The organism is Paraburkholderia denitrificans (assembly GCF_042655705.1).
GTDB classification, from domain to species: Bacteria; Pseudomonadota; Gammaproteobacteria; order Burkholderiales; family Burkholderiaceae; genus Paraburkholderia; species Paraburkholderia denitrificans.
This window is the reverse complement of sequence record NZ_JBHSMP010000007.1, coordinates 201,456-214,392: the sequence shown is the minus strand read 5'-3', so window position 1 is coordinate 214,392 and position 12,937 is coordinate 201,456. Positions and strand designations below refer to the sequence as shown.

At 63.0% G+C, this 12,937-nt stretch carries 11 protein-coding genes and 1 pseudogene; 7 read left to right on the top strand and 5 right to left on the bottom strand.

Translation table 11 applies throughout. The features are described from left to right. Positions 1-4: 4 nt before the first annotated feature. The 3 genes from ACFPTO_RS04260 to ACFPTO_RS04250 are packed head-to-tail and all read right to left on the bottom strand — an operon-like array spanning position 5 to position 1,999. Positions 5-427, bottom strand: coding sequence for a hypothetical protein (locus tag ACFPTO_RS04260; protein WP_377709693.1), 423 nt, complete (start codon positions 425-427; stop codon positions 5-7). Continuing rightward, positions 420-1,469 carry a CpaF family protein gene (locus tag ACFPTO_RS04255; protein WP_377709692.1) on the bottom strand — a complete coding sequence of 350 codons (1,050 nt, stop codon included), beginning with the start codon at positions 1,467-1,469 and terminating at the stop codon, positions 420-422. Before ACFPTO_RS04255 ends, ACFPTO_RS04260 begins: the two co-directional genes overlap by 8 nt. After that, the gene (locus ACFPTO_RS04250) at positions 1,466-1,999 is read right to left on the bottom strand and encodes a lytic transglycosylase domain-containing protein (protein WP_377709690.1); all 534 of its coding nucleotides are present in this window, start codon (positions 1,997-1,999) and stop codon (positions 1,466-1,468) included. Before ACFPTO_RS04250 ends, ACFPTO_RS04255 begins: the two co-directional genes overlap by 4 nt. A 643-nt stretch (positions 2,000-2,642) precedes the next feature. Between ACFPTO_RS04250 and mobH the strand changes: the two genes are divergently transcribed. Genes mobH through ACFPTO_RS04230 form a run of 4 tightly spaced genes read left to right on the top strand, consistent with a single transcriptional unit; the run spans position 2,643 to position 8,172 of the window. Next, entirely contained in the window at positions 2,643-4,796 is a 2,154-nt protein-coding gene (gene mobH, locus ACFPTO_RS04245; protein ID WP_377709688.1) for a MobH family relaxase, read from the top strand. Positions 4,797-4,820: 24 nt separating this feature from the next. After that, positions 4,821-6,962: a type IV conjugative transfer system coupling protein TraD gene (gene traD, locus ACFPTO_RS04240; protein ID WP_377709686.1), complete on the top strand. Its 2,142-nt coding sequence runs from the start codon at positions 4,821-4,823 to the stop codon at positions 6,960-6,962. Between the two features lie 15 nt (positions 6,963-6,977). Further along, positions 6,978-7,676 (top strand): IncC plasmid conjugative DNA transfer DtrJ family protein, encoded by a 699-nt coding sequence (locus ACFPTO_RS04235; protein WP_377709685.1) that lies wholly within the window; start codon positions 6,978-6,980, stop codon positions 7,674-7,676. 52 nt (positions 7,677-7,728) lie between these two features. Further along, on the top strand, positions 7,729-8,172 hold the full coding sequence (locus tag ACFPTO_RS04230; protein WP_377709683.1) for an SET domain-containing protein: 444 nt from the start codon (positions 7,729-7,731) through the stop codon (positions 8,170-8,172). 17 nt (positions 8,173-8,189) lie between these two features. On the opposite strand, the gene ACFPTO_RS04225 is transcribed toward ACFPTO_RS04230, so the two are convergent. Further along, positions 8,190-8,402, bottom strand: coding sequence for a helix-turn-helix transcriptional regulator (locus ACFPTO_RS04225; RefSeq protein WP_377709682.1), 213 nt, complete (start codon positions 8,400-8,402; stop codon positions 8,190-8,192). Between the two features lie 351 nt (positions 8,403-8,753). Between ACFPTO_RS04225 and ACFPTO_RS04220 the strand changes: the two are divergent. Continuing rightward, positions 8,754-9,727, top strand: a pseudogene (locus ACFPTO_RS04220) (IS3 family transposase); the annotation flags it as partial. On the opposite strand, the gene ACFPTO_RS04215 reads toward ACFPTO_RS04220, so the two are convergent. Next, a complete protein-coding gene (locus ACFPTO_RS04215) occupies positions 9,703-10,260 on the bottom strand; it encodes a hypothetical protein (RefSeq protein WP_377709680.1) in 558 nt (185 codons plus the stop codon). The pseudogene ACFPTO_RS04220 and the gene ACFPTO_RS04215 sit on opposite strands and share 25 nt — an antisense overlap. A 467-nt stretch (positions 10,261-10,727) precedes the next feature. Between ACFPTO_RS04215 and ACFPTO_RS04210 the strand changes: the two genes are divergently transcribed. Together ACFPTO_RS04210 and ACFPTO_RS04205 are read left to right on the top strand one after the other, a co-directional pair. Further along, complete coding sequence (locus tag ACFPTO_RS04210; protein ID WP_377709678.1) at positions 10,728-11,681, top strand: 3-hydroxyacyl-CoA dehydrogenase; 954 nt, start codon at positions 10,728-10,730, stop codon at positions 11,679-11,681. 349 nt (positions 11,682-12,030) lie between these two features. Then, the gene (locus ACFPTO_RS04205) at positions 12,031-12,798 is read left to right on the top strand and encodes a porin (RefSeq protein WP_377709972.1); all 768 of its coding nucleotides are present in this window, start codon (positions 12,031-12,033) and stop codon (positions 12,796-12,798) included. Positions 12,799-12,937 lie beyond the last annotated feature (139 nt).

Sequence of the window (12,937 nt, the reverse complement as noted above, 5' to 3'; positions counted from 1 at the left end):
TCTGTCAGATGCTGCCGGTACACGCGGCGCCGTGATTGAACACCTGCGCCCAGAGCAGTGGCATGTTCAGGATCGCCAGTGTCCCGAGCACGCCGCGCAGCACGTGCGTCTTGATGTTGCTGCGCCCGTCGTCGAGCAGCCACAGCACGATCGAGCCCACGAGCGCAGAGAGCGATACGACCTCGAGCAGTTCGTTGTCGAGCACGTCCTGATACACGGTGCACAGGCCGCCATTCCAGATGCCGGCGTGCGCGATGGCGGGGATCGTGCCGAGCCAGAGGGCCGCAAGGAACAGACGGAGCGCGCGGTGATGGCGAATGACGAGGGTTCGCCATGCGTTGCGCAGATCGGTATGGTGATCACGGAATGCGGTGATGGCGCGACTGATCGCGCGTGCCAGTCGACCGCGCTGAAGTGGCTCATGCATGGACCAGTTCCTCGTGGGAGGCAAAGCGGGAGAAGAGGCACCGGGTCTGGTAGCGGCCATCTTCGGCGCCGAGCACTTCTCGGATTTCGACGGGGCCACGCACTGCGCCCTGACGCTCGGCGTGCACGAAAAACCGGAATGTGGCGCCGATCTTCTGACGGAGATCGTTGATCGACAGGAGTCGGCCCTCGTCGCTCATGCGGATGAGGGACTCCAGCCGGGCCGGCGCGGTATCGGATGAATCGGCATGGAATGAGACGATGGAGCCGGGATGTCCGGTGTTCAGCGCCTCCATCAGATCGAAGGCTTCGGCGCCACGCACTTCGCCGACGATGATCCGGTCCGGACGCACGCGCAGCGAGAAGCGCACCAGATCCCGGACCGTGATGCCAAGATTGGTCTCGAACGCGACGTGGTTGGGTGTGTGCACCTGCAGTTCAGCCGTGTCCTCGATCGTGACAACGCGATCTTCCGGTGGCACGGCATCGATCATCGCGTTGAGCAACGTGGTCTTGCCGGAGGAGGTGCCACCGGAGAACGCCACGTTGATGCGCTCACGCATAACCCATTCGAAGAATTCTCGCAGCGCAGCGCCACCCGACACCAGACGCTCCAGCAGCGCGGCATTGCGGCGGCGCGCGGTGAGCGATGGCGCACCTCGCAGCACTTCGAACGCGCCGCTTCGCTCGTAGTCGATGAGTCCAATGCGGCGACGCGAGTGTTTGCGGATCGATATCATGTCGCCGTGGACGGCAACGGGATGCCGCGCGGCGGCGATGCGCAGGCCGGGCAGGCGAGCGTCGAGCAGCGGCGTCTGTTCCTTTGCGTTGACGTTGGCGAGGATTGTGATGGCCCGGTCGAGTGCATCCGGGTCAAGGTCGCAACCCTCGACATACGCCATGTGGCCGTTGCGCTCGACAAAGATCGCGTCGGCGCGGTTGACCATGATTTCCTGCACGTCGGGATCCGCGAGCATCGGTTGCAGCGGACCGAGATAGTCGTTCAGCACCTCGATCGCGTAATCGTACGTGAGGCGGCTCATCGGTCGCCTCCGCGTGCGGTATTCCACGTGAACGGCTGGAACAGCTTCGCGATCAGCCTCGGGGCCTGCGTCACAGACGGACCAGATGGACCTGATGGCGTGGGCAGCGCGGGCGAGGCCGACGTGTTGAGCGCGCGATACACGCGGCGTGCATACGCGATGCGCTTCCCGTGCGTACCGGCGTTGTAGGCCCCCACGGCATCCCAGCTCAGGCCCAGGCGCCGCAGGTTCTGCGACAGGATCCACGCGCCGACGTAGGCGTTGGTGCACCGGTCCTGCAGTGCCGCGCGCGAGACGCCAAAACGCGAAAGCGTCGTGAGCCAGCGGCTGTTGATCTGCATCAGGCCGATATCGGTGCTGCCATCGATGTTCAGATGGACGACGTTCGCATGCTGTCCCGATTCGACGGTGGCAATCGCACGGACGAGCCGCACGTTCACGTGATGAAAGCGTGCGGCGTCATCCACGCAGTCGGCCCGGCAACTGGCGGCCGCCACGCCCGTCACAGCACCTGCCAGAACGATCCACACACGTTTCACCTTGGCCTCACCGGTTGGTTGGCATCCCCACGCCGCGCCGGTGATCTGAAAAATCAGAAAAAGAGCCTGCCGGGCGCGGGGAGCATCCCGGCAGGCCAACAGCGCGCGTCGGCCCAGGGGGAGCGGACCGACGGGTTCACTGTAGGCAGCAACGGCGTGCGGGTGGGCCGGATGTCTGCTCGGGTGTGTGACTCCTGAAGCAGGTTTTTCCCGGGCTGCATGTCGATGGCCCCGGCGTGCGGCGGGCCGTCCAGCGAGGTGCAAAGGCGGTTGAAGAAGGCCGCGAAGGCAAGGGGAACAAAGGGCGGTTCAAAGGGAAGGGCCTTATCCAAAGGCCGCGGGTGAAGCTCGGGATGAGACGCTTCACCCGCTCAAAGGCGCAAAGGATCAAGGGCAAAAAAGGTATTGCCGCAAGGGCGAAAAACGCTGCGGCTCGCGCCGCGCAAGGCTGAGAAAGGATTGCCGGGCTGTCCGACGGCGTTGGTATTACGTCCTGGAAATTGACTGCGTACGGTGAGCCGTTTCCGTGCAGTCATTCAGGATCGATCCACCGCATGGCTACGTACTGTGGAGCATGGAAGTTATGTAGCAGTCCTCCTGAAATGAAATTTAACGGTATCTGCGGCAAACCCGGATGGCATTCAGTACTGCCCTGACCTGGCTGGGGCTACCTTCCCGCGCTTCATCGAGACCGTCTCAGGCGACGCCGGCTGAGCCTGTCGCGCAGCGACGTGCACCGTCTCCGCAACACCTGCCGGTCCTCGGATACCTTGATCTGCTGGACCGGACGGGCATGCAGGGCATAGCCCGCCGCATCGGCAGCAGCGCGGGTCTGTCAACGGAGAACGAGCAGCGTGACATCGAGCCGTTGATCCGGCGGCTCACCGAGTTTGTCCAGCTTCTGCCCGCGTCGGAGTCACACCATCATGCACAGCCGGGTGGACTGCTGGTTCATCTGTTCGAGGTGGCACGGTATGCGTTGCATTTTCGCGAGGGGTACCGTCTACCGCTCGGTGCGAGCCCCGAAGACCAGATGCGGCACGGTGCACGTTGCAGCTACGCGGTGCTGGTCGCCGCATTGCTGCACGACATCGGCAAGCCCCTGGCCGACCTGAAGGTTGAACTTGTCAGCGGTACCGACATGCGCCGTTGGGTCCCACTGGCGGGCAGCATGAATGAACAGGGTGGTGAGTGGTACCGGGTGGATTTTCCGGAACCCGCACAACGGGATTACGGTGCTCACGCGCGCCTGCCGATCGTGCTGCTCCAGCGCCTGGTTCCCTCTGCGTCACTAGGCTGGCTTGCACAGTATCCGCCCGTACTCAACGAACTGGCCGCGTATCTGTCGGATGACGCCACATCAAAGGAAGGGGCACTCGCAAAGATTGTGGGTGAGGCGGACCGGCGCTCGGTCGCACAGAATCTGCTTACTGGGCCGCGCACGCGGTTCGTGACCGCCCGCAGCGTTCCGCTCATCGAGCGGCTGATGGAAGGGCTGCGCCGGCTGCTGGCGGAAGGTGAAATGCCGCTCAACCGTGCGGGCGCCACCGGTTACTGTGATGGTGAATCGCTGTGGTGCGTCGCGAAGACACTTGCCGAAACGGTGCGAGCGTATCTCGGCAGCCCCGAGCAGCAACAGCCAGGCGCGGGCGGTATCCCGTCCGACAACAACCGCCTCTTCGATACCTGGCAGGAGTACGGCGCGCTCATGCCAACGCCGGAAGGCGGCGCGATCTGGACCGTCGAGGTCGCCGTTGGTAGGTGGAAGCAGACGTTCACGGTCCTGCGTTTTCCGCTCGACCGGCTGTACGCGGATCCGGGGCGGTATCCCCGTGCACTACCGCCCGGCGCCATCAGCGTGGTCGATGGCAACAGGGACGAAGAACCGGAATCGAAAGAGGGGGATTCGTCGGGTACGGCTGGTACCGCGGACGTTCAGGCCGGTGCGCAGGACGAGGTCGATCCGGAGCATTTGCTCGTCACGCCTGTCCCGTCGTCATCGGAGGAAGCACGAACGGTGGAATCCGTTGATGGCGCACCGATACTGCTGATAATGCCTGGTCTCCCTGGTCTCCCTGGTCTCCCTGGTCTCCCTGGTGCCGCGGTTGACGGACCCGGCGCGATGCCGGCGGCGGATTCTCGCGCGCCGGCTTCGCAGGAGAACCCTGCAGCGTTTTTGCCTGACGCGGAGAGCGCGTCCGCATTGCAGTCGGAGGCATCTCCTGAACGTGAGGTGCCGAGGGCAGACGGACCAGTTCCGGCCGCAGTCACGTTGCCCGTGCGCCCGAAACAGAAATCGAAGGTGCCGGCGAAGTCGGTTGTTTCGCGTGAAGGCGGCCGGCAGCCCCGCCCGAACGCGGAGCGATTCCTGGCCTGGGTGCAGGAAGGCATTGCCACTGGCGCGCTGCCGTACAACGAATCGATGGCCCGCGTGCACTTCGTACCGGAGGGCATGCTGCTCGTCACGCCAGCCATTTTCCGCGATTTTGCCCAGGCGCATCCCGAGGCGATCGAGCAGACACCCACGGAGGACGGGAGAACGCCGGAAGCGTGGAAGCAGGTCCAGCGCGATTTCCAGAAGTCCGGCTACCCGGTGGCGGCCGATTCCGGCGGAGCCGGCCGGTCGTACCTCATCCACTACAACATCAAGGGAGCGGGTGGGCGGCAACTGTCGGTGATGCTCGTCCCGGAGCCCGAACGCTTCTTCAATCCCGTCCCTCCGCCGAACGCGATGATCCAGTCGAAACAGAAGCCGGCTCCGGATGGGGACGGCTCCGTACAGCCGTAAGGGTTGACGGGGAGCGCAGCGGCGATGGCCTATCCAGTCGAAAACCGCTTCCGCAGGCCCGTCGAGCTGCTGTCGTCCGTTGCCGCCCTCGCGGCCACCGGCGTGCTCTGGTCCCATCCTGCACTGTTTCTCGTCACGCCCGCAACGGGCGGGGTAACGACGGTTGCGCTGCTCGCGCTCGCCTGCGTACGGGCACGCCAGGGATGGCAACTGATCCGTTTCCAGCGCAACCTGCGGCGTCTGCCGCAATACGTGATCGCGGCGGGGGCGATTCCCTGTTCGGACCAGGAGGTGTTTCTCGGCCGTGGCTTCCGATGGAGCGGCCTTCACACGCAGCGCCTCTATCAGGCCCGACTCCCTGAAAACCGGCGATTGCTAGCGCGGAACGATCTGTATGACCATGCGCGGGACTACGAACGGCTGCGTCCCGACGCGCGCCTTGCGCGCATCACGCGCCGGCAGGCATGGTGGAACCCGGTCGCGCCGCTGCCGCCCGTCGGCGGCGATCCAGCCCTGCACGGTGTCGAGCCCGAGGAGCGCGACATCTGGTTTGACCTGGGTGAGCGGGTCGGACATATGGCTGTGCTCGGAACGACCCGCGTCGGCAAGACCCGGCTATGCGAGGTACTGGTCGCCCAGGATATCCGCCGTGGCGACATCGTCATCGTGTTCGACCCGAAGGGTGACGTCGACCTGTTGCTGCGCATGTATGCCGAGGCAAAGCGTTGCGGCCGGGAGAGCGAGTTCACGTTTTTCCACCTCGGCTATCCCGACAAGTCCGCGCGCTACAGCCCGATCGGCACGTATTCGAGGATCACCGAAGTGGCGACGCGCATCGCCGGCAATCTGCCAAAGGAAGGCCAGTCGGCCGCATTCCGCGATTTCGTCTGGCGCTTCGTGAACGTGATGGCGCGTGCGATGAGCGCGCTCGGCATCCGTCCGACCTACGAGATGATTTACCAGAACGCCGTGAACATCGACGGACTGGCCTTGCGGTATTTCCGCTTCTGGCTCGATCGCGATCATCCCGGCTGGGAGGACGGACTGGAGCCGCTGGAGAAGGAGGAAGCCAGACAGGCGATGCGCCTGCAGCGCAACCAGGAGGTGCTGCAGGTTGCAAACCTGATCCGGCAGCAGGGATGGACTGACCCGATCGCGAACGGCCTGCTGTCGGTGATCAGCAACGAGCGCTCGTACTTCGACAAGCTGATCTCTTCGCTGTACCCGCTCCTGGAAAAGCTCACCACAGGACGCACGTCGGAGCTGCTTTCTCCCGACTACGGCGATCCGGAAGATCCGCGCCCGGTATTCGACTGGAACCGGGTGATGGACCGCGGCGGGATTGTGTACGTCGGGCTCGATGCCCTGTCGGACTTCGAAGTCGCGGGCGTGGTCGGCAACGCGATGTTTGCGGACCTGACCTCGACTGCGGGCCGCATATACAAGTATGGGTATGGTTACGGCCAGAGCGCCACCGGCGGAAAGCGCCGGGTGTCGATCCATGCGGACGAATTCAACGAACTTGTGGGCGACGAGTTCGTGCCGATGGTGAACAAGGCGGGTGGGGCGGGCTACCAGGTGACGGCCTATACGCAGACGAGTGCCGATGTGGAAGCGAAGATCGGTTCGCGCGCCAAGGCCGAACAGATATTCGGCAACTTCAACACGCTCGTGATGCTGCGCGTGAAGTACGTCACGACCGCGAAAATCCTGACCGACCAGTTACCGATGGTCGACGTGAAGACGCTGACGCTTGCGTCGTCGGCGACAGACGCCGTGCGCCGCGGGGAGGGGGTGCATTTCACCGCGCAGACCCACGACCAGATTTCGGTGCGGCCGGTTCCGATGCTGCAGCCGTCGGACCTGACGCAGCTACCCAAGGGCCAGGCGTTTGCGTTGATTGAAGGAGGCCAGCTTGTGAAGGTGCGGTTGCCGCTGCTGGACGCACACGATCCGGTCATGCTGACGGGGCTCGATGATGTGGTGGCGGACATGCGCTCGCGCTATGCGTCGTACGTCCAGGCCGTATCGGACTTTGACGACGCGGGCGGCGTGGCGCCGGACGCCATCGGTGGAGCGGTCGGCAGCTTTATGCCGCTCGGTGCGAGTGGTCCGGCATCAACCGCAGGTCCGTGGGCCGTCGAAGGCAGGGGCGCAGGATTCTGACATCGAAGGTGAACAATGGTGGCGAAAGCGCGCGATGGCAATGCTGATGGCGTGAAATCTTTCTTCTGGGTCGTTGATCTTGCGATCCACGTCGTCCTCTGGCTGCTGCTGGCCAGCCTGTTTTCGGTGCTGGCAGATCTGGCCGCCGCGCATTTTCTGTGGCGTGACGATCCGGCAGACGGAATCCGGTCGCTGGTGCGCTACTACATGGAGCAGACGAGCGATCCCGAACTGGCGGAGCGGGCAGCGGACTTCGCCTACTGGAGCTGGTTCGGCTGGACGGGTGTCGATGCGTCGGCACGCGCGTGGGAGGCGGGGGTCCTGCCGCATCAAGGGGTGGGTTCGCTTCTGCGCCCCGCCTTTGCCGGCACGACCCGGGAGGCGCTGGTGGTGGCGATGATCGGCATCAAGCTTTTCGGAATCCGTGCCGCGATGCTCGCGATGACGATTCCCCAGTTCGTGCTGGCGGTCGCCGTGGCGCTCGTTGATGGACTCGTATCGCGGCATGTGAGGCGCGAGGAGGGCGGCCACGAATCGGCTACCCGCTATCACCACGCGAAGCACCTGTTAATGTTCGGCGTCATTCCGCTCACTGCGATGATCTGGCTGGTGGCGCCGGTGCCGCTGCCCGTGTATCTGCTTTTCTGGCCCGTGTCGTTGATGATCATGATCGCGATCTGGAACATGGCCAAGTACTTCAAGAAGTACACATAGGCCGCGATTCGTTACCCTATACGCCGGCCATTGAAAAGGAGGACAGGCAGGTATGCAGCGACGTGTGGTGGTTCGACGTTCGCCCGTGCACGGGCGCGGTGTGTTCGCGTTACGGGCACTCGAAGCCGGCGAACGGCTATTGGAGTACAAGGGTGAAGTCATTGCCTGGAGGGTCGCCATCAGGCAACACCGGAAGAGTGGCGCCTCCGGTCACACCTATTTCTTCGGCCTGTCGGACGGACGCGTCATCGACGGGGGCCAACGGGGAAACAGCGCACGCTGGCTCAATCATTCATGCACTGCCAACTGCGAGGCAGTCGAGAATGGGGATCGGGTGTTCATTCACGCGTCGGTCGCGATCGCGCCGGGCGAGGAACTGTTTCTCGATTACCAGTTGACCGTCGAGGATCTCGCAGACGAAGAAGCACGCCTGAGCTATGTCTGCCGATGCGGTGCGCGGGGATGCCGCGGCACGATGCTGGCCGTCGGATCGTGAGATTGCTGGTGATCCAATCAGTGAGCTGAGGGCAATCCCGGCGCCGATTGTTCCCTGGCCGCGGAACGATTCGCCAGCCAGGCCTCAAGCTCCGATTCACGCCAGCCAGTCGCACGTTCACCGATGCGGATGGGACGCGGAAATTCCCCTCGTTTGATCATGGCATAAACGGTCGCGCGGCACAGACCAATCTTCTTCACCACGTCCTTCATGCGCATTACCTGGTCCATTTTGTTCGACTCCGAGATGCCCTGGTCATGTTCGATTATCCATGGAGCCCGCCTCGCCGCAATGGACATGCGGAATCAACATCGTGATGGAACAGGTGGAACAGTGAGCTTGCTGGTCGTAGGGACCACGCCGTGTGACAGTTGGGATTTACACTTTGTTACCGCTTTGTTGAGCAGGGTACGCCGTCGGGACGGCGGCTGAAGACGTCTCAAACGATCTGGTTGCCAGGGCTGCACGACGTGAGGACCTGCGGAACCCTCCAGAGAGGTGGCCGCGCAAATTCGGACAACCGGATAAGTGGAGCGGGCGGGGCCTGAGCCGGCGATAATGTCGGCAAAGGAACCTGGAAGATGACGAAGAGAACCCGACGGACGCACTCAGCGGCGTTCAAAGCGAAAGTGGCGCTGGCAGCGGTCAAGGGCGAGCGGACGCTGGCCGAACTGGCGCAGCAGTTCGATGTGCACCCGAACCAGATCACAGAATGGAAACGGCAATTGCAGGAGCGCGCGGCGGACGTGTTCGGCGCGGGCAGCACGACGTCGACCGAGCCAACGGTTGATCTGAAATCGCTGCACGCGAAGATCGGACAACTGGCGCTGGAAAATGATTTTTTAAGCGGCGCGCTCGACAAGGCGGGATTGCTGAGCGCAAAGAAATGATCGACCGTAGGCATACGTTGCCGATTGCACGGCAGGCCCGTCTCGTTGGGATAGCGAGATCGAGCGTGTATTACCGGCCACTGCCGGTGAGCGAAGCGGATCAGTTGCTGATGCGTCGGATCGACGAATTACACCTGGAATCTCCATTCGCCGGAGCGCGAATGCGGGCGCGTCTGTTGCGCCGGGAAGGTCATGAAGTCGGCCGCCGACGCGTGCGCACGCTAATGAAGCGCATGGGCGTGGAAGCGCTGTACTGCAAGCCGAACACGAGCCGCCGCAACGCGCAGCACAAGATCTGGCCGTACCTGCTTCGCGGCATGAAGATTGACCGGGCCAATCAGGTGTTTGCCCTCGACACGACGTACATTCCGATGGCTCGCGGGTTCGTGTACCTGACGGCAGTGGTGGATTGGGCGAGCCGCAAGATTCTCGCGCATCGAGTTGCCATCACACTGGAAGCCTCGCACGCCGTGGAGGCGCTGGAAGAAGCGTTTGCCCGCTACGGGCTGCCGGACATCGTGAACACCGATCAGGGCAGTCAGTTCACGGCGGGCGCGTTCACCGACGCCGTGCTGGGCCGACAGGTCCGCTTGTCGATGGACGGCAAAGGAGCCTGGCGCGACAAGGCTTGCGTTTCACACTACACCTCCTCGCGTCGATCGGAAACGACGTCGGGATGGCGACGTCGGCAGGATAGCTTGACGCCCATTGTCTTTCGGGGCGCGTCATTGCCCGGCGGGTCGTACAGGCACTCGTTCTTGTCGCTGTAGGCGTGACCGCGGATGAGTCCGCGACGGTTCCATATCTTCACGCTCGTCGGCGTGACGTGCAGCGCGTCGGCCATCTCCTGCAGCGTCAGGAGGCCCGCTTCGCGCAAACGGTCATAGCGCGGCTTCAGACAGTAGTTGCGCTGCAGGCGTGCGACCATTTTGGCATTGAAGGGCCTACCCGTGCCCGACGGGAAGCCACGTTTGTTCAGGATCTTGGCGATCTGCAAGACAGTATGGTGATTGAGCAGCGCGTCGATCTCCTCAATCACCGCGGCTGGGGTCACCCATCGCTGCCACGATTTCAGCGGCAACGGCAGTTTGAGAGTCCTGTGGGCGCCGCCCTTGAAGCGGATGTGTGCGGTAATCTGCTGGTCGCGGTTCAGGGTGACGTCTTCCCTCCACCACCTCCGCCGCTGCAGGAGTTGCACCCGCAGCCTTGTTCGGCAGTTTCTCCGGTACTACGCAGCAGTCCGACTTCCCGCACCCGTGGCTCATCGTCGTACGCCCTTGGGCTTCACGATGCGCACTGCGCCACACGCTTCCCAGCGCGGCGCAGTAGAGCGCGGGACCTCCCGGTTCCCGTGCAAGGTGTTTCCGCGCGTGCGCGGGGTCTCTGACCGCGCGGGGTCCGGTGCTGCCTCGCCATTGCGGCAGCACCGGTGTGACCTTCGGCCTATCTCCACGGCCTCGGCACCCCGGACAGCCCGCACCTTCCGGCGCGGGGCATGGATTTCGCGGCTCAATACCCGGCCTGCGCGTACCCCTGTCAACGCTTCGCCTGCCCCCTCGCGGATGCACACGCATGACTCGGGGCCGCCGTGGCTGGCTAGGCCTTCAACGTATGACTCTTTCATTCACAACACCTTGCCGGTTTGACCGGCGCACGGAGACATCCATGTCCAACATCGAGAACGTGACCGTGCTCGGCTCCGGCGTGCTCGGCGGCCAGATCGCCTGGCACACCGCCTACAAGGGCAAAAACGTCGTCGTCTACGATATTGCCGACGATGCCCTGGAGCGCTGCAAGGGCGCCCACGCGCAATACGAGGAGATCTACAAGAAGGACGTAAGCGCCAGCGAGGCCGACATCGCCGCCACCCGCAGTCGCCTGCGCTACTCGACCGATCTCGCCGACGCCGTGAAGCATGCTGACCTGGTGATCGAGGCCGTCCCCGAAGTCCCTGCCATCAAAACCGGGGTCTACCAGAAGATGGCGCCGTGGCTGCAGCCGCATGCGCTGATTGCCACAAACTCTTCCACCCTGCTGGCGCGTGACTTCGCAGATGTCACCGACCGCCCCGACAAGTTCTGCGCACTGCATTACGCCAACCTGATCTGGGTTATGAACGTGATCGAGATCATGGCCCACCCGCAGACAGCCAGGGAAACGCTGCGTCAGGTAACCCAGTTCACCATCGAGACCGGAATGGTGCCGATTGCGGTGCAGAAGGAGCAAAACGGCTATGTGCTCAACACGTGGTTCGTTTCGCTGATCACTGCGGCGCAGACGCTGGTGACCAACGGCATTTCCACTCCCGAGGACGTGGACCGGACCTACCTCAAAGTCATTTCCGGCGCCGGCATGGGCCCCATGGCGCTGATCGACATGGTCGGCATGAAGACTTTCTTCGACGTGCTGACCTATTGGGGACATGAGAAGAAAGACCAGCAGATGCTGGATAACGCTGCCTACCTCAAGGCACGCTTCCTGGACAAGGGCCTGCTGGGCATGCAGACCGGCGAGGGCTACTACAAGTACCCGAACCCGGCCTACCAGCATCCGGACTTCCTCGCCGTGCCCGACATGTCCCGTGTCGACGACATCGTCGCGCGCGTCTACCAGGGCTGAAGCCTGCCTTCTGCTGCCGCGTCAGTCTCCGTCGGGCGCGGAGGCGCCAGTTGATTCAGGCGCTGAAGTACTGGCGCCCGGCCACGACGTCGATGCCGTGGCGACACGCGGTCCGCCGCTGTCTTCACTGCCTCCCCGGCAGGCAGAGCGAGATGGAAGCAGTCGACAACGCTTCCATCTTTCAGGACTCCATAAACAATAGCCAAAACGGCGGACTGCTACGACCTATCTGGAATCCCGTCGTGTCACAACGACTGCATGCATAAAAAGAGGCCGCGTCAGCCGGACGACTGGCCGTTTTCGGCGCACCGGACTTCGACAGCAAAATAAACAGGAGACACATAAATTGATGCAATCTCTCTTGCACAATCGCATTATCGTAGCAGCCGGCCTGTTGCTCGGCACAACCGTGCTGCCGGCCAACGCGCAAAGCAGCGTGACGCTTTATGGTGTTGTCGACGCTGGAATTCTCTATACCAGCAAGACGCTCGATTCCAATACCGGCCAGAACGCGGGCCGTCAGTTTTCGATGATGACGGGCGGCATGACGCCGTCGCTGTTCGGCCTGAAAGGCATCGAAGACATCGGCGGCGGACTGAAGGCAATGTTCACGCTCGAAAGCGGCATAGACGCGACAAATGGCGGGTTCGCCGATTCGAACGGAAACCTGTTTGGCCGTCAGGCGTGGGTTGGTCTTGCGAGCGATTATGGCACCGTGAAGGCTGGCCTCCAGTATTCGCCGTTCGTGCTGTTACTGATTTCGACCGACGCCCGTAGCGTGTCGTACTTCGGCAGCGGTGTGCCGGTCTACGTCGGCAGCGTGTTTGTCACCGGCATCTTCAACGCGAATGCCATATCCTACTCGAGCCCGACGATCGCAGGCTTCCAGGGTAGGCTGGACAGAATACCGGATGCGATGACGACGCGAAGGCGGACTGTTGAGCACGTATTCGGGACGTTCAAACACTGGATGGGCTACACGCACTTCCTGACTCGCCGGTTCGCCAATGTGAGTACCGAAATGAGCCTGCATGTGCTGGCGTACAACCTCAAGCGCGTAATAGCGATACTTGGGTTCGCGAAAACCATGAAGGCCATGAGGCTGGTGGGTGCGTGAAGCGCCGAAAACTCGCCGTATAAGTTGTCCGCGTTCCGCAACGAGGCACTGAAATTGCGCCAACATTCGTGGCCTTTCGAATTGCAGCGACGATGCAGCACGGAATCTATGCCCCGGCAGCTCTGCGTTTCGCGTTTCC

Excerpts from the sequence above, each read along its gene's own strand:
- ACFPTO_RS04260 (WP_377709693.1), bottom strand. The coding sequence starts at position 427 with ATGCATGAGCCACTTCAGCGCGGTCGACTGGCACGCGCGATCAGTCGC.
- ACFPTO_RS04255 (WP_377709692.1), bottom strand. The coding sequence starts at position 1,469 with ATGAGCCGCCTCACGTACGATTACGCGATCGAGGTGCTGAACGACTAT.
- mobH (WP_377709688.1), top strand. The coding sequence starts at position 2,643 with ATGGCATTCAGTACTGCCCTGACCTGGCTGGGGCTACCTTCCCGCGCT.
- traD (WP_377709686.1), top strand. The coding sequence starts at position 4,821 with ATGGCCTATCCAGTCGAAAACCGCTTCCGCAGGCCCGTCGAGCTGCTG.
- ACFPTO_RS04235 (WP_377709685.1), top strand. The coding sequence starts at position 6,978 with ATGGTGGCGAAAGCGCGCGATGGCAATGCTGATGGCGTGAAATCTTTC.
- ACFPTO_RS04230 (WP_377709683.1), top strand. The coding sequence starts at position 7,729 with ATGCAGCGACGTGTGGTGGTTCGACGTTCGCCCGTGCACGGGCGCGGT.
- ACFPTO_RS04225 (WP_377709682.1), bottom strand. The coding sequence starts at position 8,402 with ATGGACCAGGTAATGCGCATGAAGGACGTGGTGAAGAAGATTGGTCTG.
- ACFPTO_RS04210 (WP_377709678.1), top strand. The coding sequence starts at position 10,728 with ATGTCCAACATCGAGAACGTGACCGTGCTCGGCTCCGGCGTGCTCGGC.
- ACFPTO_RS04205 (WP_377709972.1), top strand. The coding sequence starts at position 12,031 with ATGCAATCTCTCTTGCACAATCGCATTATCGTAGCAGCCGGCCTGTTG.